The organism is Devosia sp. Leaf64 (genome assembly GCF_001421945.1).
Taxonomy (GTDB): Bacteria; Pseudomonadota; Alphaproteobacteria; order Rhizobiales; family Devosiaceae; genus Devosia.
This window is the reverse complement of record NZ_LMLO01000005.1, coordinates 193,254-212,055: the sequence shown is the minus strand read 5'-3', so window position 1 is coordinate 212,055 and position 18,802 is coordinate 193,254. Positions and strand designations below refer to the sequence as shown.

22 protein-coding genes are annotated in these 18,802 nt (G+C 60.9%); 13 read left to right on the top strand and 9 right to left on the bottom strand.

The annotated features are described in order from the left end of the window. Nucleotides 1-22 precede the first annotated feature (22 nt). On the bottom strand, nucleotides 23-304 hold the full coding sequence (locus ASE94_RS03560) for a hypothetical protein (protein WP_061909426.1): 282 nt from the start codon (nucleotides 302-304) through the stop codon (nucleotides 23-25). Nucleotides 305-444: 140 nt separating this feature from the next. On the opposite strand from ASE94_RS03560, the gene ASE94_RS03555 reads away from it, so the two are divergent. Genes ASE94_RS03555 through ASE94_RS03540 form a run of 5 tightly spaced genes read left to right on the top strand, consistent with a single transcriptional unit; the run spans nucleotide 445 to nucleotide 2,872 of the window. Then, on the top strand, nucleotides 445-1,155 hold the full coding sequence (locus tag ASE94_RS03555) for an AzlC family ABC transporter permease (protein WP_062629226.1): 711 nt from the start codon (nucleotides 445-447) through the stop codon (nucleotides 1,153-1,155). Beyond that, complete coding sequence (locus ASE94_RS03550) at nucleotides 1,152-1,451, top strand: AzlD family protein (RefSeq protein ID WP_061909430.1); 300 nt, start codon at nucleotides 1,152-1,154, stop codon at nucleotides 1,449-1,451. Before ASE94_RS03555 ends, ASE94_RS03550 begins: the two co-directional genes overlap by 4 nt. Before the next feature lie 49 nt (nucleotides 1,452-1,500). Then, on the top strand, nucleotides 1,501-1,866 hold the full coding sequence (locus ASE94_RS03545; RefSeq protein ID WP_062629225.1) for a DUF2200 domain-containing protein: 366 nt from the start codon (nucleotides 1,501-1,503) through the stop codon (nucleotides 1,864-1,866). Nucleotides 1,867-1,921: 55 nt separating this feature from the next. Further along, nucleotides 1,922-2,164: a MerR family transcriptional regulator gene (locus ASE94_RS21230; RefSeq protein ID WP_200913582.1), complete on the top strand. Its 243-nt coding sequence runs from the start codon at nucleotides 1,922-1,924 to the stop codon at nucleotides 2,162-2,164. A 39-nt stretch (nucleotides 2,165-2,203) separates the two neighbouring features. After that, nucleotides 2,204-2,872 carry a hypothetical protein gene (locus ASE94_RS03540; RefSeq protein ID WP_200913580.1) on the top strand — a complete coding sequence of 223 codons (669 nt, stop codon included), beginning with the start codon at nucleotides 2,204-2,206 and terminating at the stop codon, nucleotides 2,870-2,872. A gap of 140 nt (nucleotides 2,873-3,012) precedes the next feature. On the opposite strand, the gene ASE94_RS03535 is transcribed toward ASE94_RS03540, so the two are convergent. The 6 genes from ASE94_RS03535 to tkt all read right to left on the bottom strand — a co-directional run bounded on the left by ASE94_RS03535 (nucleotide 3,013) and on the right by tkt (nucleotide 8,432). Further along, on the bottom strand, nucleotides 3,013-3,543 hold the full coding sequence (locus ASE94_RS03535) for a putative glycolipid-binding domain-containing protein (RefSeq protein ID WP_162236036.1): 531 nt from the start codon (nucleotides 3,541-3,543) through the stop codon (nucleotides 3,013-3,015). 78 nt (nucleotides 3,544-3,621) lie between these two features. Continuing rightward, the gene (locus ASE94_RS03530) at nucleotides 3,622-4,161 is read right to left on the bottom strand and encodes a hypothetical protein (protein ID WP_062629223.1); all 540 of its coding nucleotides are present in this window, start codon (nucleotides 4,159-4,161) and stop codon (nucleotides 3,622-3,624) included. A 21-nt stretch (nucleotides 4,162-4,182) separates the two neighbouring features. Then, a complete protein-coding gene (locus ASE94_RS03525) occupies nucleotides 4,183-4,731 on the bottom strand; it encodes a hypothetical protein (protein WP_062629222.1) in 549 nt (182 codons plus the stop codon). A 14-nt stretch (nucleotides 4,732-4,745) separates the two neighbouring features. Next, nucleotides 4,746-5,294, bottom strand: a complete 549-nt coding sequence (locus ASE94_RS03520) for a hypothetical protein (protein WP_062629221.1) — start codon at nucleotides 5,292-5,294, stop codon at nucleotides 4,746-4,748. A gap of 104 nt (nucleotides 5,295-5,398) precedes the next feature. Continuing rightward, nucleotides 5,399-6,406 carry a type I glyceraldehyde-3-phosphate dehydrogenase gene (gene gap, locus ASE94_RS03515; protein ID WP_061909444.1) on the bottom strand — a complete coding sequence of 336 codons (1,008 nt, stop codon included), beginning with the start codon at nucleotides 6,404-6,406 and terminating at the stop codon, nucleotides 5,399-5,401. 49 nt (nucleotides 6,407-6,455) lie between these two features. Further along, nucleotides 6,456-8,432, bottom strand: coding sequence for a transketolase (gene tkt, locus ASE94_RS03510; protein ID WP_062629220.1), 1,977 nt, complete (start codon nucleotides 8,430-8,432; stop codon nucleotides 6,456-6,458). A gap of 248 nt (nucleotides 8,433-8,680) precedes the next feature. Between tkt and ASE94_RS03505 the strand changes: the two genes are divergently transcribed. Beyond that, nucleotides 8,681-8,968, top strand: coding sequence for a DUF4164 family protein (locus tag ASE94_RS03505; protein WP_061909448.1), 288 nt, complete (start codon nucleotides 8,681-8,683; stop codon nucleotides 8,966-8,968). Between the two features lie 3 nt (nucleotides 8,969-8,971). Continuing rightward, on the top strand, nucleotides 8,972-9,346 hold the full coding sequence (zapA, locus tag ASE94_RS21565; protein ID WP_061909450.1) for a cell division protein ZapA: 375 nt from the start codon (nucleotides 8,972-8,974) through the stop codon (nucleotides 9,344-9,346). 168 nt (nucleotides 9,347-9,514) lie between these two features. On the opposite strand, the gene ASE94_RS03495 is transcribed toward zapA, so the two are convergent. Continuing rightward, on the bottom strand, nucleotides 9,515-10,345 hold the full coding sequence (locus tag ASE94_RS03495) for an aldo/keto reductase (RefSeq protein WP_062629219.1): 831 nt from the start codon (nucleotides 10,343-10,345) through the stop codon (nucleotides 9,515-9,517). Between the two features lie 200 nt (nucleotides 10,346-10,545). On the opposite strand from ASE94_RS03495, the gene ASE94_RS03490 reads away from it, so the two are divergent. The 6 genes from ASE94_RS03490 (at nucleotide 10,546) to ASE94_RS03465 (ending at nucleotide 16,798) form a co-directional block, all read left to right on the top strand. Continuing rightward, nucleotides 10,546-11,574 carry a class I fructose-bisphosphate aldolase gene (locus ASE94_RS03490; protein ID WP_061909454.1) on the top strand — a complete coding sequence of 343 codons (1,029 nt, stop codon included), beginning with the start codon at nucleotides 10,546-10,548 and terminating at the stop codon, nucleotides 11,572-11,574. Between the two features lie 335 nt (nucleotides 11,575-11,909). Then, nucleotides 11,910-12,509, top strand: coding sequence for a thiamine phosphate synthase (locus ASE94_RS03485; protein ID WP_061909456.1), 600 nt, complete (start codon nucleotides 11,910-11,912; stop codon nucleotides 12,507-12,509). Then, the gene (locus ASE94_RS03480) at nucleotides 12,506-13,726 is read left to right on the top strand and encodes a tetratricopeptide repeat protein (RefSeq protein WP_061909458.1); all 1,221 of its coding nucleotides are present in this window, start codon (nucleotides 12,506-12,508) and stop codon (nucleotides 13,724-13,726) included. The genes ASE94_RS03485 and ASE94_RS03480 overlap by 4 nt, the downstream gene beginning before the upstream one ends. Nucleotides 13,727-13,859: 133 nt before the next feature. Next, complete coding sequence (locus ASE94_RS03475; protein ID WP_061909459.1) at nucleotides 13,860-14,654, top strand: inositol monophosphatase family protein; 795 nt, start codon at nucleotides 13,860-13,862, stop codon at nucleotides 14,652-14,654. A gap of 125 nt (nucleotides 14,655-14,779) precedes the next feature. After that, entirely contained in the window at nucleotides 14,780-15,769 is a 990-nt protein-coding gene (locus ASE94_RS03470; protein ID WP_062629218.1) for a hypothetical protein, read from the top strand. Between the two features lie 3 nt (nucleotides 15,770-15,772). Further along, nucleotides 15,773-16,798, top strand: a complete 1,026-nt coding sequence (locus tag ASE94_RS03465) for a peptidoglycan -binding protein (RefSeq protein WP_062629217.1) — start codon at nucleotides 15,773-15,775, stop codon at nucleotides 16,796-16,798. 145 nt (nucleotides 16,799-16,943) lie between these two features. On the opposite strand, the gene ASE94_RS03460 is transcribed toward ASE94_RS03465, so the two are convergent. Beyond that, entirely contained in the window at nucleotides 16,944-18,761 is a 1,818-nt protein-coding gene (locus ASE94_RS03460) for an ABC transporter transmembrane domain-containing protein (protein WP_062629216.1), read from the bottom strand. Nucleotides 18,762-18,802: the final 41 nt, after the last annotated feature.

Below are 18,802 nucleotides of genomic sequence, written 5' to 3'. Positions count from 1 at the left end.
GGAAAGCGCTCGCGGCAAATTTCTACAGCGCGGCGCCGATGATCCCGCCGCAGAGATAAAGCACCGGGCTCAGCAGCACGTGCGCCGAAAGACGCATCAAATCATCGACCATGACATGGCGTGCAAAGCCGACGCTGGCCCAGGGCGCAACGCCAACCATGCGCACGATGCGTAGATGACGCAGAAGCAGCCAGGCAAGAAGAGCCAGCGACGGCAGCGCCAGCAGCATCGGACTGTCAAAAAGGCCGGCTGCGAGCCAGAAAAGCGGCAAACCCGCCTGGAACCGCCGGGTCAGATGAAACATGGCTGGGCTCCTCAATTGGACAGCAAAAGAGCTAGGATGATTTGGTGAACACTTTGCGACGGAGAGCTGGCCTTTGCGTGCATAAAGCCCAACACGGCGATCATTTCCTCGTGTAGGAGTGCTCCGACTAAGGAGCGAAAATGTCGGATATGACGATGCCGGTGGCGGATAATCGCGCGGAGTTTTTCCGAGGCTTGCGCGTCTCTGTGCCAGTGCTGCTGGGCTTTATTCCCTTTGGTCTTCTGCTCGGTTCTCAGGCCGGCATGAAAGGGTTTTCGCCGCTCGAGATCGCCTTGATGACTGGCTTTAACTTTGCTGGCGGGTCCGAATTCCTCGTCATCCAGCTTTGGACCTGGCCGCCGGCAATTCCTCTGCTTGTGGCTTTGACCATGCTGGTCAATAGCCGCCATGTCCTGATGGGCGCAACGCTCGCCCCGACCATGCGCCATCTGCCACGGCGCAAGGTACTGCCCGCGCTGGCGCTAATGTGTGACGAATGCTGGGCCCTTGGGCTGGATGATGCGCGAAAGCGCGGCGGCGTCCTGAGCTTCCCCTTCTATCTCGGGCTCTCGGTCGGCCTTTATCTCTCTTGGCCGACAAGCGCGGCGATCGGCGCGGCTGTCGGGCCGAGTTTGGGCGATGTGACGCGCTACGGCTTTCACATGGCCTTTCCGGCCGTCTTTCTCGTCATGATTTTCGGCATGTGGACCGGGTTTCGCGCGGCGCGGCCATGGTTCGTCAGCCTCGTTATCGGCGCCTTGACCTATCTTGCAGTTCCCGGACCCTGGTACGTGCCGGCCGGCGCACTATCCGGTCTTTTGGCCGCTTACCTCTGGGCGCGCTCGGAATGATCGATACAACCATTCTTCTCGTCATCGTGCTAATGGCGTCGGTCACCTATATGACGCGCATTGCCGGCTATCTTTTTCTCCGCAACCGTACGCTGAGCCCGCGTTTGACGCAGGTGCTGGAAGCGGCGCCGGGCTGCGTGCTGATTTCGGTCATCGCTCCAGATTTCGTCTCGGGACGACCCGCCGACCTCATCGCGCTTGCGATCACCGTCATCGCGGCGTCGCGCCTTCCCATTCTGCCCACTGTGGTGATCGCCGTCGCCTCGGCTGCGATCCTGCGGCAGCTTCTCGGTTGACTTGACAGGCAAGGAGTAAGGCATGACCTTTCTGCCGAGGAGAAAAGCCATGACCGGCCACCGTATTTTCGGCGTCAGCGTTGCCAGCGTCTATCCTGCCTATATCGCTAAGGCCGAGCGCAAGGGCCGCACCAAGCAAGACGTCGACGAAATCTTCCGCTGGCTGACTGGCCATAGCCAGGACAGTTTTGAGCGCGAATTGGCCGACAAAACCAGTTTCGAGGACTTCTTCGCCAAGGCGCCGAAGATGAACCCGGCCCGCGAATTGATCACCGGCGTCGTTTGCGGCATCCGCGTCGAAAACATCGAAGATCCGACGATGAAGGCGATCCGGCAACTCGACAAGCTCGTCGACGAATTGGCCAAAGGCAAAGCCATGACCAGGATTTTGCGCGGCGAACACGCAGCCTCTTGACCCGTCCCCTGGGTCTGCCTCGATAGAGCGAAGGGTCAGCAACGAGGTGATTCCCGTGACCCAATCGCAAGCACTTCTCTCTCCATCCGAAGCCGCAAGGCTCCTCGGTGTTTCAAGTAAAGCGCTGCGCCTTTACGAGGAGCGCGGCTTTATCAAACCCCTGCGCGACGCAGCAGGCTGGCGGCACTATGGACCCGACCAGATAGCGCGTCTGAGGCAGGTGGTGGCTTTCCGCGGCCTGGGCCTCAGCCTCAAACAGATCGCCGGGGTGCTGAATGGCGCCAGTGAGGGTCTCTAAGACGCGCTCGCGTCACACCAGCGCCAGCTCGAAGAGCAGATGGCCGGGACCCATAGGGCGCTCGAGCAGGTCAAACTCTGGCGTCGGGATTTGCTTCAGGGTCGCGTGCCGGATGTCGCGGAGCTGGTCGGCGATGGTCCTGCCATATCTTTGACGCTGCCCTGGCCTTGGGATGGTGAACGTTTCGAGCTCAAGCAACTAGCGCCGGTCACCTATCTTGTCGGACCACTCGGCAGCGGCAAGACGCGGCTGGCCATGGCGCTGGCGGCGGCCTTGGGCGGTGTGTTTCACGAGCTGGACAGGCAGGCGCCCGAGAAACTTTCAGAAGATGCCGAGACAGCCTTGGCCTGGCTTCTCGACGATGGCGCGACGAAGTCGGACCAACTGCGCGCCGTAGTCGCGGCGATTGCGGACACTGCGGGCGCCGGTGTGCTCGATCTGATCGAGGACGGTATTGATGAAACAACACAATTGGCCTTGGGTGCCTGGCTCCGGCGGTATGCGGACAATGAGCGGCCACTGGTGGTGATGACCCGATCGACCGCAGTTCTGGACCTCGATGCTGTCAGCCCCGGCCACGCCATCCTCTATTGCCCGGCCAATCACAGCTCACCATTCGAGGTCATGCCGGTAGGTGGACGCCGGGTTATGAGAGCTTGGTGTCGTGTCTGGGTACGCCGGAGGCGAGGGCGCGGACGGCGGGAATGATGGTGAGGATGGGGTCTACCCCCACCTAACCTCCCCCTTGTAGGGGGAAGGACTGGTCGAGTTTGTCTCAGCGCCGGTGAGCCACCGCAAAATTCCTCCCCTGCTAGGGGGAGGTTAGGTGGGGGTCGGCTGTCCAGCGGTTAGACCCGCTCAAACAGCCCCGGATAATTTACCACCACCCCATCCCCATCGACCTCCAGCACTCGCTCGAAATTCTCGGACTGATAGCGGAAATGCGCGTCATCGAGCTTGGTGTAAACCTGCTCGGCGCGCTTGATGGTCATGGAGTTGGCGTCGATCCAGACCATCGAAAAAGTCTGGGGCACATTCAACTGCCAATCGCTCCGCCAGATCGGCAGAGAATTGGTGAGGGGCGTTGGCCAGATGTCGACATCGACACAGTTCTTGAGGCCCGAAATCGGCTCGGCGCGATCGTCGGTCCAGCCGCCCTGCCCGTCGCAAAAAAGTTCGAGCGCCTTGCCGTCGGCGCGCTCGATCTTGAGCGTTCGCGTGTGGCCATTTTCGTCGAGCTTAATGCGGTAGAAGAGCCCAAAATCAGGGCCGATAATGGCGCCACGAATGCGCGTATCGCGATCATTGGCGACGACATGGCAATGTTCGAGAGTGGCAAGGTCGAGCCCCTGCCAGCGATAGGATCGATTGAGATTCACGTCTGCCCCCAGGCTGCGCTGCATTTCGAGCAAAAGCGCGCGGGGAAAGCAAGCGGGGACAATGCCCCGCCAGCATAATCAGACGGGCGGCGTCACGCCGTCGCGGATGGTGTGGAATACGGGCAGAACGCTATCCAGACGATCGGCGTCGGTGACGCAGGAGATCGCAGTACGACCCCTGGCGGTTTCGACCATGGAGAGCACGAGCCGGACATGCTCGGCGCCCTTTTGCTTGGGCTTGCCAATAAATTCATGGCCATTATAGCCGTCGAGTTCGAAGGCAGAATCCGCGACGAAATCGAAGATTTGCGACATGCCGTCCTTGGCCATGGCGAGCCAGGCGGGCGAGCCGATTTGCGCGTTGATCTCCTCGACGCTGAGCCCGGCATTGGCGGGAACATCCTGGAAGCTGACCTGGCAAAGATACTTTTCGCCTTCGAGCGGCGCCGGATCATCAGCGGCCGACTTGACGCCGAAGGTGACGTCATAGGGCGGCGGGGACGTTTCGGCAGCAACCACGAATGTATCGGGCAGGTTCACCGCCAGCCCGCTGACGTCCTCCGCAGCAAGAGCGGGGACAGAGAGCATAGCAAGGCAGGCAATCGGCAGAAGACGCATGGCGTACTCCAAGAAGAGGGCTCAGGCCGGCGGGATAACGCCATCACGGATGGTGCGGAATATATCGAGATTGGTGTCGAGCGTATCGGCCTCAGTGACGCAGGAGATCAAGCTTCTCCCCTTAGGCGTTTCGAGGAAGGACATCACGGCCCGCGCGTCCGCATCCTGTTTCAGCCGCGAGGTCACGATGAATTCCTGCCCACCAATGCCGCCCAATTCGATGGGCGTGATCTCGCCGACATCGACATCCTGAGATAATAGGGTCTTCATGTGATCCCGCCACCCTTCGGAGGCGACCGCCGTGTTGAGCTGCTCCTGAGTAAATTCGGCATTGGCTGGATCAGGCATGAAGCTTGCTTGGCAGAGATAGGTCTCGCCTTTGAGCGCGACAGGATTGCCGGAGCCATTCTTGACGCCAAAGCTGACGAGATAATCGAGCGGCGGCAGAGCCTTTTCGACAACGAATGTCTTGGGGAGATTGACAGCAAGGCCCGTCAAATCATCCTCGACGGCAAAAGCGGTTCCCGACGACAGAAGCGCGACAACACAGGCGATTGGCAAAAGACGCATGAGCGACCTCCGGATCAGGCGGGCGGGGTGACGCCATCGCGGATAGTGCGGAAGGTCGGCAGCATCTCGTCGAGCGCCTCTTCGTCGGCCACACAGGAAATGGCCGTGCGGCCCTTGGGCGTTTCGAGCATCGAGAGCACGAGGCGGACATTTTCAGCGCCGGGCTGCTTGGGCATGGCAACGAATTCATGGCCGTTGAAGCCAGCGAGTTCGAAGGGCGTGTCTTCCTTGAAGTCGAAAATCACCGACATGGTATTTTTCGCAAGATCGATCCATTCCTGCGTTCGGACCATGGCATTGATCTCCTCGACGCTGAGGTCGGCGTTTTCGGGAGCCGGCGAATAGGCAACTTGGCAGAGATAGTCTTCGCCCTCGAAACTGGCCGTTTCGCCGGAGGCGGACTTGATGCCGAAATTGGCGGTGAAGTTGGCGTCGGCCGGTGTCGGCTCGATGACAAAGTCATCGGAAAGATTGACGGCGAGACCAGTCGCTTTGTCTTCGGCTGCAAGAGCGGGTGCAGCAATTGAAAGGGCAGCGAGGCAAAGGGCGGTGAAAAGGCGCATGAAAAAAGCTCCGCATGAAATACGGAGCAAAACTAGCGGACGGATTGGCACGAGAATGTGACCGAACAGAAAAAGCCCCACCGAAGCGGGGCTTTTTTGTTTGTTTAGAGCGTCTTGCCGAGCGCGACGGCCGTATCGGCCATGCGGTTCGAGAAGCCCCATTCATTGTCGTACCAGGAAAGGACCGATACGAAATTGCCGTCCATCACCTTGGTCTGGTCGAGCGCCATGGTGGAGGAGTGCGGGTCGTGATTGAAGTCGATCGAAACGTTGGGCTGTTCGGTATAGCCGAGGACGCCCTTGAGTTCGCCATCGGCATACTTCTTGACCATGGCGTTGATCTCTTCGGAGGTCACATTGCGCTTGGCAATGAACTTGAAGTCGACGCAGGAGACGTTCGGCGTCGGCACGCGGATCGAGACGCCGTCGAGCTTGCCCTTGAGTTCGGGCAGCACGAGGCCGATGGCCTTGGCAGCGCCGGTCGAGGTCGGGATCTGCGAGAGCGCAGCCGCGCGGCCGCGATAGAGATCCTTGTGCATGGTGTCGAGGGTCGGCTGATCACCCGTATAGGAGTGGATCGTCGTCATCATGCCCTTCTCGATGCCGAACTCCTTGTGGAGCACATAGGCGAGCGGAGCGAGGCAGTTGGTCGTGCACGAGGCGTTCGAGATCACCACGTCGTCCTTGGTGAGGGACTGGTGGTTGATACCGAAAACGATGGTCTTGTCGGCGCCGTCGCCGGGAGCCGAAATGATCACCTTCTTGGCGCCGGCCTTGATATGGGCCGAAGCTTTTTCCTTGGAGGTGAAGATACCGGTGCATTCGAGCGCGATATCGATGTTCATGGCGGCATGCGGCAGGTTCGCCGGATCACGCTCTGCGGTCACCTTGATCGGGCCACGACCAACGTCGATGGTGTCGCCCGAAACGGTTACGGTATGCGGAAAACGGCCGTGGACACTGTCGAAGCGCAGGAGATGCGCATTGGTTTCGACCGGGCCGAGATCGTTGATTGCAACGACTTCGATGTCGGTGCGGCCGGATTCGATGATGGCGCGCAGGATATTGCGGCCGATACGACCAAAACCGTTGATGGCGACGCGAACTGCCATGATTTTACGCTCCTAGAGGGAGTGGAGGAGAAAGGGAGGCGCGGCTCTCTTACACTTGGGCGGTGACGGCTTCAACAACGGCCTTGGCCGTAATACCAAAGTGCTCATAGAGCGCTTCGATCGGGCCCGATGCACCAAAGGAGTGCATGCCGACGAAGCGGCCCTTGTCGCCGAGGAGCTTGGACCAGCTCATTTCGATACCGGCTTCGACGGCAACGCGCGCCTTGGCCTTGCCGAGCACTTCGGCCTTATAGGCGTCGGACTGCTTGGCAAAGAGCTCCATGGACGGCACGGAGACGACGCGGGCCGAAATGCCCTTCTCGGTCAATTGCTTCTGCGCTTCGACGGCGATGGCCACTTCCGAACCGGTCGCGAAGATGACGGCATCGGCATCGGCCGGGCCGACGAGCGTGTAAGCGCCCTTGGCCGACTTGTTCTCGGTCGAGTTTTCGGTGCGGACGGCCGGCAGGTTCTGGCGCGACAGCGCGAGGATCGAGGGAGCCTTATCGCTCTTGAGGGCGATTTCCCAGCACTCGGCAGCTTCCACCGCATCGGCCGGACGCAGCACGAGAAGGTTCGGGATGGCGCGCAGCGCGGTCAGATGTTCGACCGGCTGGTGGGTCGGGCCGTCTTCGCCAAGGCCGATGGAATCGTGGGTCATGACATAGATGACGCGCTGTTCCATCAGCGCCGAAAGGCGGATCGCGGGGCGGGCATAGTCGGTAAAGACCATGAACGTGCCGCCATAGGGGATGAGACCGCCATGGAGCGCCACGCCGTTCATTGCGGCGCCCATTTCATGCTCGCGGATGCCGTACATCATGTAGCGGCCAAGACGGTTGTCAGCCTGGAAGGGCAGCGTCTCGGGCGTATTGGTGAGGTTCGAGTGGGTCAGGTCGGCAGAACCAGCGAGCGTTTCGGGCAGCGCCTTGTTGATCACTTCGAGCGCCATCTGGCTCGACTTGCGGGTCGCGACCTTTGGCTTGTCGGTGACGAGCTTTTCCTTATAGGCGGCAAAGGTGGCGTCAAAATCGGCTGGCAGCTTGCCAGCCATGCGGCGCTCGAACTCGGCCTTCTTTTCGGACTTGCCGAGACGCGCTTCCCATTCGCCGCGCACGTTCTGCGAGCGGGTGCCCGCAGCGCGCCAGGCGTCGAGAATATGGGTCGGAACTTCAAACGCCGGATAGTCGATGCCGAGCGCCTGCTTGGCGCCGGCTAGTTCTTCGGCACCGAGCGGCGAGCCATGCACCTTTTCCGTACCGGCTTTCTTCGGCGCACCGAAACCGATCGTGGTCTTGGCAGCGATCAGGGTCGGCTTGTCGGTCGATGCCTTGGCTTCGATCAGTGCCTTTTCGATGGCGTTCTGGTCATGGCCGTCGATCTCGATCGTGTTCCAGCCGACAGCCTTGAAGCGGGCGATCTGGTCGGTCGAGTCGGCGTTGGAGACCTTGCCGTCGATGGTGATGTTGTTGTTGTCCCAGATCAGCACGAGCTTGTTGAGCTTGAGGTGGCCGGCAAGCGAGATCGCTTCCTGGGAAATGCCTTCCATCAGGCAACCGTCGCCGCAGAGCACCCAGGTGTGGTGATCAACGATATCGGAGCCGAATTCGGCGGCGAGCTTGGCTTCGGCTACGGCAAACCCGACCGAATTGGCAAGCCCCTGACCGAGCGGGCCAGTCGTGGTTTCGATGCCGGTCGCGTGGCCGAATTCGGGGTGGCCGGCGGTCTTCGAGCCAAGCTGGCGGAAGTTCTTGACCTGATCGATGGTCATGTCTTCGTAGCCAAGCAGGTAGAGCGAAGAGTAGAGCAGCATCGAGCCGTGGCCGGCCGAGAGAATGAAGCGGTCGCGATCGGCCCATTGGGGGTTCGCGGGATCGAACTTCATCACCTTGGTAAAGAGCACCGTGGCGATATCGGCGCAGCCCATGGGCAGGCCGGGGTGACCGGAATTCGCCTTTTCGACCGCGTCCATGGCAAGGGACCGGATCGCATTGGCCAATTCGTTCTGCTGGGCTGTGTTTGTCATCGTCTGGGCCGCTCTCTGATGCTGAGGAAGGCAGGGAATAAGGGGATGAGAGGCGCGAAAGCCTCCTCCCAAAGGCGGGTTTGAGGCATAACAGGTTCGGCCCTTGTGTCAATGTCACGAGGGGCCGCACCCGTCCACTTTGGCGCGTGTTTTGCCTTGGATCAGGCGGGCTTCCAGTTGCAAAGACTGTGGGGTTCGGGCACGCTCAGAAGATTGAATCGGCGTTGCGTTTAGGATAGTTGCGGCCAATGAGTGACGGACACGATGAAGACGGGCTCGTCGCAGCATCAAACCGCTTCGACAAGGCCCTTGGACGGCTCGACCAGAGCCTTGCCGATCTGACCGGCCGCATGCAGCGCCTGAAGCGCATCGAGGTCGATACCCAGCGCCTCGTCCAGGAACGCGCTCGACTCGCGACCGAACTCGACAAAACCTCCGCCCGCGCCAAGCGGCTCGACGACAGCGCTCATGATGTCTCACGCCGGCTGGTCGAGGCGATGGAAACCGTGCGGGCCGTGCTCGCCAAGACGGAGTAGGCCATGCCCGAGGTCAATGTCGAAATCAACGGCCGCCGCTACCGCATGGCCTGCGAAGAGGGGCAGCAGGGCCACCTGATCGCCCTTGCCGAACGCTTCAACGCCAGTGTCGAAGGGCTGAAAGGCGCCGTCGGCGAAATCGGCGACACGAGGCTAACCGTGATGGCGGGCATCGCCGTGCTCGACGAATTGGCTGAAGCCGAGCGCAGGATTGCGGCGCTCGAGGCCGAGGTGGAGACGCTGACCGCAGCGGGCCACCAGATCGCCGATGAGCTTGAAGCGACGGAACAGGCTTTTGCGGGAAAGCTCGATCAGGCGGCGAAGGTGCTGAACTCGATCGCCGGCGTGCTCGACGAAACGGCGCCTTTGCAGAGCTGAGGCGTCGCGTCCCTTAGCTTGGTTGAGGCACAGTCTTCAGTTGTTTCAAAACCACCAGCTGTCATCCCGGCCTTGAGCCGGGATTCATCTTGAGATCTCAGAATGGGCCCCGGCTTTCGCCGGGGTGACCATCTCGGTCTTGGTTGTTTCAGTGCCGGAGTAAACGCCTTAAAACTTCGCCATCAGCGGATCAGAACCCAAACGCCCGGCTTCATTATCCAGCCCATTGATCGCCGCCTTGTCCTCGGCGCTCAGTTCAAAGTCGAAAACGTCAAAATTCTCGACGATACGGCTCGGCGTCACCGATTTCGGGATAACCACCAGCCCCTCTTCGATATGCCAGCGAATGATCACCTGAGCCGGGCTCTTGCCATGGCGCTGGGCGATATCGGCGATGGTCTGGTCTTCGAGCATCTTCCCTTGGCCAAGCGGGCTCCAGCTTTCGGTGATGATCCCCTTCGGCTCATAGCGGGCGCGGAGCTTGCGCTGCTGAAAGCGCGGATGGAGTTGCACCTGATTGATGACCGGCAACTGCCCGGTCGCGGCCTCGAGCTCGTCAATATAGGTGCCCTCGAAATTGGAAACACCGATCGAGCGCGCCTTGCCCTCTTCCTTGAGCTTTACCAGCGCCTGCCAGGTCTCGACATATTTGCCGCGATAGGCCGAGGGCCAGTGGATGAGATAGAGATCGACATAGTCGGTGCCGAGACGCTTTAGCGACGCATCCATGGCGCGCAGGGTCTGGTCAAAGCCCTGATCGTCGTTCCAAACTTTGGTGGTGAGGAAAATATCGCCACGCGCGACGCCGGACTGGCGGATGCCTTCGCCGACACCCTCTTCGTTTTGATAGACGGCGGCCGTATCGATGTGGCGATAGCCTGTCTTGAGCGCTGTCGATACTGCTTCGACGGCGACATCGTTGGGCGTCTGCCAGACACCGAGCCCGACTTGGGGAATGCTGCGGCCATCATGAAAAGTCACGTGAGGTTGCGTGCTCATTCTGCTATCCGTTATTTTGGGAAAGAAGGTGGAATTGATCGTCACCTTACGATAAACGCGAAGAGCCGAAAAGTTCCCTCGGTCACTACCATACAAGATCATCCTTTCGTATGATAACCCAAGGTCTAATCGACTAGACGGGCCGAAAGTCTAATCTTTAGGGCAACGTTCATTCCCCTCAGATTAAGGCCGAAGACCCGATGACCAAGTCGCTCAATGCCATTGCCCAAAAGCTGATGACGCACGGCCAGGGCATTCTAGCCGCCGACGAGTCTGAGGGCACAATTGCCAAACGCTTCGCCAAGATCAACCTGCCCAATTCGCTCGACCTGCGCCGCGACTATCGCGAAATGCTGTTCCGCTCGACCGAAGCGATGACCAAGTATATTTCGGGCGTGATCCTGACCGAAGAAACCCTCGAACAATCTGCAGCCGACGGCACGCCCTTCCGCGCCATTCTTGCCGATGCCGATACTATTCCCGGTATCAAGGTCGACCGCGGCGCCTTCCCCATGCCGGGCGATAGCGGCGAGAAAATCACCGAAGGTCTTGATGGCCTGCGCCAGCGCCTAGAGCGCTATGCGACCCTTGGCGCCGGCTTTGCCAAGTGGCGCGCCGTCATCACCATCAATGACGTGGCGCCCACCCGCAACAATATCCGCGCCAACGCTCATGCCCTTGCGCGCTATGCCATCCTTTGCCAGGAAGCCGGCATCGTGCCGATCGTCGAGCCGGAGGTCGTCGGCGATGGCGATCCGGGCAATCACTCGCTTGAGCGCAGTGCTCAGGTGACTGGCGAAGTCCTAGAGAATGTCTTCAAGGAACTGCGCCTTGCCGGCGTCGATCTCTCGGGCATGCTCCTCAAGCCCAATATGGTGCTGCCCGGCGTGAATTCGCGCGATCGGCCATCGGTCGAGGAAGTCGCCAAGCGCACCGTTGAAGTGCTCAAGGAACACGTGCCTGCCGCCGTACCAGGCATCGCTTTCCTCTCGGGCGGCCAGACCGACGAAGAAGCAACGGCGCACCTTTCGGCGATGAACAATATCCCGTTCAAGCCCTGGCCGATGACCTTCTCCTATGGTCGCGCTTTGCAGAATGTCGCGCTCCGCACCTGGGCCGGCCGCCGCGAAAATTTTCCAGCCGCGCAAGCCGCCTTCACCCACCGCGCCCACATGAATTCGCTCGCCGCCCTTGGCGAATGGAACAACACGGTCGACCGCGCGGCCTGATCCGTTCGACGTCCCAACGTCACGACTGGCGTGTCTCCGAAAGGGGGCACGCCATTTTTGTTTTCGGGATTGGAGAGGAGGTTAGCGCCTGTCCAAAACCCCCTCCCTTCCTCCCCATCAAGGGGGAGGTGTCGTATTGAGGGCTTGGTGAGATGTCGCCCAGATCACAAATCTGCACCTCCCCCTCGATGGGGAAGGCCGGGAGGGGGTGACTAGGTAAGCCGACTGCAGTCACCCCCGCATTGCCTCCCCCACCACCATGCCCTATGGAAACCCCGTCCCTTTCTTGCCAAAATGCCAGCCTAGGGACCTCTTGCGCTTATTCCGGGATTTCCATGGCTCCCCAGCTTTATCTCATCACGCCGCCTGACCCCGATGCCGCCGACTTTCCGCGGCGGCTGATGGCTGTGCTTACCGGGCCCGAAATCGCAGCGCTTCTCATTCGCCGCGGCAGCCTTGCCGATGCGGCTTACGCTGAACTCGCCGAACGTCTGGTGCAGGTTGGGCAGGCAGCGGGCGCAGCCGTGCTCGTCGAAGACGATGTGGCGCTGGCCCAGTCGATTGGCGCCGATGGCGTCCATGTGACTGAAGGCGGGATCAAGGCTATTCGCGCCGCCGTCGCCGCGCTCAAGCCCGATGGCATTGTCGGGGCCGGCAATGTGCGCTCGCGCCATGATGCCATGAGCTTTGGCGAACTCGATATCGATTATGTTTTCTTCGGTCCGCTCGGCGGCACGCCCGATCCCGAGGCTGCCGAACTTGCGCAGTGGTGGGCCGAGACGTTTGAAGTCCCGGCTGTCCATTCCAATCCCGCGGCAGACGCCCAAAATCCAGACCTGACCGGCGCCGAGTTTCTTGCGCTCTCCGATTGCGTGTGGTCGACGAAAGACCCAACAGCCTCGCTCGCCGCCTTTGCGGCAAAGGAAAAAGCATGATCTGGCGCGCGCCGCTCCTGGCGCTGCTACTCGCTTCGACCCCGTTGACCGCCTTTGCACAGGATGCCGCGGCGCCGACAGAAACGCCTGAAGCCACGACACCGGCCGAAGAAACGCCAGCGCCAAATTTTGAAGCGGCGCCGGGCGCGGCCGAGGATATTTCCAATGCTATTTTCGGCGGCGGAGCGGAGCCGGACTTTGCCTTCGGCGCCTTCCAGCGCGGCTATTTTCTTACAGCGCTTGAATTGGCTTTGCCGCGCGCCGAAAAGGGTGATGCGCCAGCCCAGACGCTGATTGCAGAGATCTATTCAAAGGGCCTCGGCGTCGCACAAAACGACGAACGCGCCGCGGGCTGGTATCAGCTTGCCTCGAAAAATGGCGATACGCTCGCGACCTTCGAACTTGGCCTTCTCTATCAGGACGGCGTCGGCGTCGCGCAGGATCGCAAAAAGGCCGCCGAACTCTTTAAGCAGGCCGCCGACAAGGGCTATCCGCCTGCAAAATACAATCTTGCGCTGCTTCATGTCGAAGGCATCTATGCCGATCCGAGCCTGACGACCGCAGCGACCCTCATGCGCGAAGCGGCGGAAACGGAACTGCCCGAAGCGCAGTATGACTATGGTTCGATGCTGATCGAAGGCGCCGGCGTTGCGCCCAACGAGGCGGAGGGGGCCCGCTATATCGGGCTCGCCGCCGAGCAGAACCTCACCGCTGCCCAGGTCGATTACGCCACCCTCCTCTATCTCGGCCGCGGCATTGCCAAGGATGTAGCGGCTGCCGTGCTCTGGTATGAGCGCGCTGCCGAAGGCGGCAATCCTGTCGCACAGAACCGGCTGGCAAAGCTCGTCGCCGTCGGCGAAGGCACGGCGCTCGATCTCGAAACCGCTGCCATGTGGCGCGCTCTCGCGCGGCGGCAGGGCTTGTCCGATCCGACGCTTGATCGCCTTCTCGTCTCGATCCAGCCCGAGGCTTTGGCGCGCGCCGAAGAAAGGGCGCGTTTCTGGCCATCGGTGCCGCCGAGCGTCGAAACCATCGCGGTCATTCCCACCACGCCACAGACGGCAGGGCCGCAATTGCCGACCCCCACCGATATGGAAAATGCACCGAGCAAGGTCGTCGTGCCGAGCGTCGATGGCGCCGATGCACCGGCTGAAACACCTGTGCCGAGCGATACGCCTGTCGTCCCCACGGAAACCCCACCGGCGCAAAACCCTTGAACCGAGCAGGGTTCTGAGGCAATAAGCCGCCAAACTTTCAATCAGCGGCAGGGCTTGGCCCAAGTGAGGCCGCGCCGGGATGTCTCGTCCCGGCGGGTCCGACACACCGCTTGAACCAGCGAGCTTGAAAACAATGGCGCGTTCCGCCCTTCTCACCGTCATGGTCAATGCCGCCATCAAGGCTGGCAAGTCGCTGTCGCGCGATTTCAACGAGGTCGAAAACCTCCAGGTCTCGCGCAAGGGTCCGGCCGATTTCGTGTCGAAGGCCGACCTCCGCGCCGAACAGATCGTCTACGATGAGCTGCGCAAGGCGCGCCCGACCTATGCTTTCCTCATGGAAGAAGGCGGCGAGGTTGCCGGCACCGATGGCCAGCACACCTGGATCATCGATCCGCTCGATGGCACCACCAATTTCCTCCATTCCATCCCGCTTTTTGCCGTCGCTATCGCGCTGCAGCGTGGCGATGATATCGTGGCTTCGGTGATCTATAATCCGGTGATGGACGAGCTCTACACCGCTGAAAAGGGCGGCGGCGCCTGGCTGGCCGATCGCAAGCGCTTGCGTGTCGCCGAACGCCGGCACCTGTCGGACGCGGTCGTCGTTACCGGCATCAAGACACAGGGCACGTCCAATGATGGTCTGCAGTTGCGCCAGCTCGCTCATGTCAATCCGGCCGTGGCCGGTATCCGTCGCTCGGGCTCGATCTCCGTGGACATGGCATGGCTTGCTTCCGGCCGCTTCGACGCTCTTTGGGAAGCCGGCCTCAAGCCTTGGGACGTCGCTCCGGGCTTGCTGATGGTCAAGGAAGCCGGCGGCCTCGTCACCGATTATGCCGGCCAGCCCGGTTCGGTGTGGAACGGCCAGATCGTTGCCGGCAACGAAACGCTGCAGGGCGCGCTCCTTAAGTCGCTCAAGGGTGTTCAGTGACCTCCGAGGGGTGATGTTCCTATCACCTCTGCGGAACCGTTAACCTTTTCCATTGTCACGCCATTCCGCCGCCTCTAGTCTCGCACGCAGTTGATTTGCTGCGCGAGGCAGAGGTTAAAGGCACGATGACGCAAGGTTACGATCCCTATCACCTCGCCAGCCCGGCCGTTTACCTCGTCAAAATCGTCATTTTCCTGATTCTGGCGGCACTGGTCGCCGCTATCCTCTCTCAACAGATCCTCACTTTCTTCTGGGCGAACCCGTTCATCAATTCGATGATCTTCTTCGCCCTCTTCATCGGCATTTTCCTCAGCTTCCGGCAAGTTTTCCGGCTTTTCCCTGAGGTAAAGTGGGTCAATTCCCTTCAGGACGGCGGCTCGAGCCAGGTGCGCCCTCCGATTCTGCTGGCCCCCGTTGCTGGGCTGCTCCGCGAGCGGATCGGCGAGGCGATCATCACGCCATCTTCCATGCGGTCGATCCTTGATTCCGTCGGCAACCGCCTCGATGAAGCCAAGGATACGTCGCGTTATCTCACTGGTCTTCTCGTCTTCCTCGGCCTCATGGGGACATTCTATGGTCTCCTCGAAACCGTGAGCTCCGTCGCCGGCGTCATCAACGCACTCGACGTCACCTCCGCCGACAGCACCTCACTCTTTGCCAATCTCAAGGAAGGTCTCGCCGCGCCACTGGGCGGCATGGGCACCGCCTTTTCGTCCTCCTTGTTTGGTCTTGCCGGCTCGCTGATCCTCGGCTTTCTCGATCTTCAGACGAGCCAGGCACAGAACGCCTTTTATACAGATCTTGAAGACTGGATGACCTCCATGACCGAGCTCGATCACCCGGTCAGCGCCATGCAGGCCAATGCCGGTGGGCCCGAAATCCAGGCAATGTTCGATAAGCTCGGCGCCAATATGCAGAGCCAGAATTCCTCGCAGAACGCCATTCGCGCCATGGCCGAACTGGCGCGCGGCATCGATGGCCTCGTCAAGCACATCCGCACCGAGCAAGAAGACCTGCGCGCCTATATCACCGAACAGAGCGAGACCAACAAAAAGCTCCGCAGCCTGATCGAGGCCATGCTCAACGAAACCGACACCACCGAGCGTCGGGACTAAGCCATGCCATCGAGCCGCTCGCGCCGCAGAGTAGAGGCCAATTACTGGCCGGGCTTCGTCGACGCGCTGTCGAGCCTCCTGCTCGTCATCATCTTCCTCTTGAGCCTCTTCATGCTCACCCAGTTCTTTCTGGGACAGGAGATCCAGGGACGGGACACTGCGCTATCGCGGCTCAATAGCCAGATCGCGGAACTGACCGAATTGCTACAACTCGAGCGCGCCAATTCAGGCGATCTCACGAATCAATTAGCGACGCTGCAGGCAACTCTATCAAGCTCCGAGGCCCGCAATCAGGATCTGACCTCCCAGCTAAGCGGCATCGGCGCCGGGCTTGGCGATCGCGACGCGACCATTGCAGGTCTGCAGGATGATCTGATCGACTCGCAAAAGCTCTCCGATGAAGCCAATGCGCAGGTTGCCCTGCTCAACCAGCAACTAGCGGCCCTGCGCACGCAGATCGGGGCGCTTGAAGCTGCGCTCGAAGCCTCGGAAACCCGCGATACGGAATCGCGGACGCAGATCGCCGATCTCGGCCGCCGTCTCAATCTGGCGCTGGCCCAGCGCGTTCAGGATCTGTCGCGCTATCGCTCCGACTTCTTCGGGCGCTTGCGGCAGATTCTCGAAGGTCGCGCGGACGTCCGCGTTGTGGGCGACCGTTTCGTCTTCCAGTCCGAAGTGCTGTTCGATCCCGGCCAGGCCGAAATCCAGGCAGGCGGACGCCCCGAACTCGATGCGCTGGCCGATGCAATCCTGCAGCTCGAACAGGAAATCCCGTCGGATATCAATTGGGTGCTGCGCATCGATGGCCATACCGATAGCCGGCCGATTTCCAATGCCCGCTTCCCATCCAACTGGGAGCTGTCAGCAGCGCGCGCCATCTCCGTCGCACAGTATCTCGTCAGCAAGGGCGTCGCCCCCGCCCGCCTTGTCGCAGCCGGCTTCGGCGAATATGCGCCGCTCGACCCCGGCAATACCAACGAAGCGTTCAGGCGCAACCGTCGCATCGAGTTCAAGCTGACCGAAGGATAAGGCAAGGCCCCTCACCCGCCGCACTGCGGCGACCTCTCCCCCGAAGGGAGAGGTGGGGGTTGCCAAAGTCGCGGAGCGACACCTCTCCCTTCGGGGGAGAGGTCGGCCCGTAGGGCCGGGTGAGGGGCCTTTTGGCCTTAGTTGTTCAGTGGTTCAGGTCCGACCTGAACTGAAGCTTCGCCAGTTCCGCATAGCGCCCGCCCTTGGCGACCAATTCCTCATGCGTCCCCTGGTCGATAATCCGACCCGCTTCGAGCACGAGAATCTTGTTGGCGTCACGAATGGTCGCGAGACGGTGTGCGATAACGAGCGTCGTGCGGCCGGCCATCAAATGCTCCAGCGCCATCTGCACGAGCCGCTCGCTCTGCGCGTCGAGCGCCGAGGTCGCCTCATCAAGGAGCAGGATTGGCGCATTTTTCAGGATCGCACGGGCAATCGCGAGGCGCTGCTTCTGGCCACCCGATAGCATCACGCCGCGCTCGCCGACGACCGTGTGATAACCGGCCGGCAAGTCGACAACGAAATCATGCACCAGCGCCGATCGCGCCGCCGCCTCGATTTCCGCTTCGGTGGCGTCAGGTTTGCCGAAGCGGATATTGTCCGCGATCGTGCCGGCAAAAATGGTCGGTTCCTGCTCGACATAGGCAAAGCGCTGACGGAGGTCGAAGAGCTTTGCATCGCGGATATCGACGCCATCGACCGTAATGGATCCGCCAGCGACATCATAAAAGCGCTGCAGCAGCGAGAGGGTCGTCGACTTTCCCGAGCCTGAGGGACCGACCAGCGCAACCGTCTCGCCCTTGGCGACAGTAAAGGAGAGATCGTCGAGCACTTTGCCAGTCGCCATCGGATCATAGGTGAAGCTCACCCGATCGAAGGCCACGGTGCCCAGCGACGGCTGCGGCAGCGGCACCGGATTTTTCGGATCTTCGATAGCAGCGTCCGTATCAAGAATTTCCGTCAGCCGCTCGGTCGAGCCGGCAATGGTCTGGAGCGAACCCAGAACTTCCGAAACGTTGGTCAAAGCACCCGACGCCATCAAGGCATAGACCATGAACTGCGCCAATTGGCCCGCCGTGACCGATCCCTCGAACACGGCGCGGGCGCCCCACCAGACAAGCCCCACAAGCGCACAGGTGCCGAGGAAAATAACGAGCGCGACGAGCAATGCGCGGGCGCTGAGCCGCCGCACTTCGGCCTCGAAACTCTCTTCGCTGCGCTCGCGATAGATTTCGGACTGGCTTGATTCCTGGGTGAAGGATTTGACGGTGCGCGGCGCGCCCAGCATTTCCGTCGCCATGGCCGAGAGATCGGCAAGCGCATCCTGGGTTTTTCGCGACATGCCGCGGAGGCGGCGCGAATAGAGGACGACGGGAACGAGAATAGTCGGCACGGCGATAACGACAGCGGCCGTCAGCACTGGGCTCGTCAGCACCATCATGATCAGCGCGCCGACGATAGTGACCATGGAGCGCAGAACCAGCGAGAAACTCGATCCCACCGCACCACGAATAATGGCGACATCGCCATTAAGCCGGCTCGTCAGTTCACCGACGCGATTGGTATCGAAGTAACGCGCATCGAGACGAAGGAGATGGGAAAACACCGCCTGGCGGAGATCGGCGATGACGCGCTCGCCGATGACGGAGATGAAATAAAAGCGCGCGCCGCTCGCAAGCGCCATCACGGCGGCAATGGTTATGATGATGAAACCATATTGGCCGACCATATCGAGGTTCTTCTCGATAAAGCCGCGATCGATGACGCCACCGAGCATGGCGGGAATCGCGAGCGACGTCGTCGCAGAAACCAAAAGAAAGAGCACGGTGAGCGAGAGGCGCACCGGATAGGCGAGCATAAACGGCATGAGACGGCGCAGCGGCTGCAGCCGCTTGGGCTGGATCCGCGCTGCCTCGATTACCTTTTCGCTATTGCTCTCTGCCGGAACGGCTTGATCGGTCATAGGTGCGTGCCGTTCTCGTTGGCTGGAAAACCGCCCTGCAG

Bases quoted from the DNA above. Each gene is read 5' to 3' on its own strand.
- ASE94_RS03490 (WP_061909454.1), top strand. From the start codon at position 10,546: ATGACCAAGTCGCTCAATGCCATTGCCCAAAAGCTGATGACGCACGGC.
- ASE94_RS03555 (WP_062629226.1), top strand. From the start codon at position 445: ATGTCGGATATGACGATGCCGGTGGCGGATAATCGCGCGGAGTTTTTC.
- ASE94_RS03530 (WP_062629223.1), bottom strand. From the start codon at position 4,161: ATGCGTCTTCTGCCGATTGCCTGCCTTGCTATGCTCTCTGTCCCCGCT.
- ASE94_RS03475 (WP_061909459.1), top strand. From the start codon at position 13,860: ATGGCGCGTTCCGCCCTTCTCACCGTCATGGTCAATGCCGCCATCAAG.
- ASE94_RS03525 (WP_062629222.1), bottom strand. From the start codon at position 4,731: ATGCGTCTTTTGCCAATCGCCTGTGTTGTCGCGCTTCTGTCGTCGGGA.
- ASE94_RS03480 (WP_061909458.1), top strand. From the start codon at position 12,506: ATGATCTGGCGCGCGCCGCTCCTGGCGCTGCTACTCGCTTCGACCCCG.
- ASE94_RS03465 (WP_062629217.1), top strand. From the start codon at position 15,773: ATGCCATCGAGCCGCTCGCGCCGCAGAGTAGAGGCCAATTACTGGCCG.
- ASE94_RS03470 (WP_062629218.1), top strand. From the start codon at position 14,780: ATGACGCAAGGTTACGATCCCTATCACCTCGCCAGCCCGGCCGTTTAC.
- ASE94_RS03485 (WP_061909456.1), top strand. From the start codon at position 11,910: ATGGCTCCCCAGCTTTATCTCATCACGCCGCCTGACCCCGATGCCGCC.
- tkt (WP_062629220.1), bottom strand. From the start codon at position 8,432: ATGACAAACACAGCCCAGCAGAACGAATTGGCCAATGCGATCCGGTCC.
- ASE94_RS03505 (WP_061909448.1), top strand. From the start codon at position 8,681: ATGAGTGACGGACACGATGAAGACGGGCTCGTCGCAGCATCAAACCGC.
- ASE94_RS03520 (WP_062629221.1), bottom strand. From the start codon at position 5,294: ATGCGCCTTTTCACCGCCCTTTGCCTCGCTGCCCTTTCAATTGCTGCA.
- ASE94_RS03495 (WP_062629219.1), bottom strand. From the start codon at position 10,345: ATGAGCACGCAACCTCACGTGACTTTTCATGATGGCCGCAGCATTCCC.
- ASE94_RS03540 (WP_200913580.1), top strand. From the start codon at position 2,204: ATGGCCGGGACCCATAGGGCGCTCGAGCAGGTCAAACTCTGGCGTCGG.
- ASE94_RS03545 (WP_062629225.1), top strand. From the start codon at position 1,501: ATGACCGGCCACCGTATTTTCGGCGTCAGCGTTGCCAGCGTCTATCCT.
- gap (WP_061909444.1), bottom strand. From the start codon at position 6,406: ATGGCAGTTCGCGTCGCCATCAACGGTTTTGGTCGTATCGGCCGCAAT.
- zapA (WP_061909450.1), top strand. From the start codon at position 8,972: ATGCCCGAGGTCAATGTCGAAATCAACGGCCGCCGCTACCGCATGGCC.
- ASE94_RS03560 (WP_061909426.1), bottom strand. From the start codon at position 304: ATGTTTCATCTGACCCGGCGGTTCCAGGCGGGTTTGCCGCTTTTCTGG.
- ASE94_RS03460 (WP_062629216.1), bottom strand. From the start codon at position 18,761: ATGACCGATCAAGCCGTTCCGGCAGAGAGCAATAGCGAAAAGGTAATC.
- ASE94_RS03550 (WP_061909430.1), top strand. From the start codon at position 1,152: ATGATCGATACAACCATTCTTCTCGTCATCGTGCTAATGGCGTCGGTC.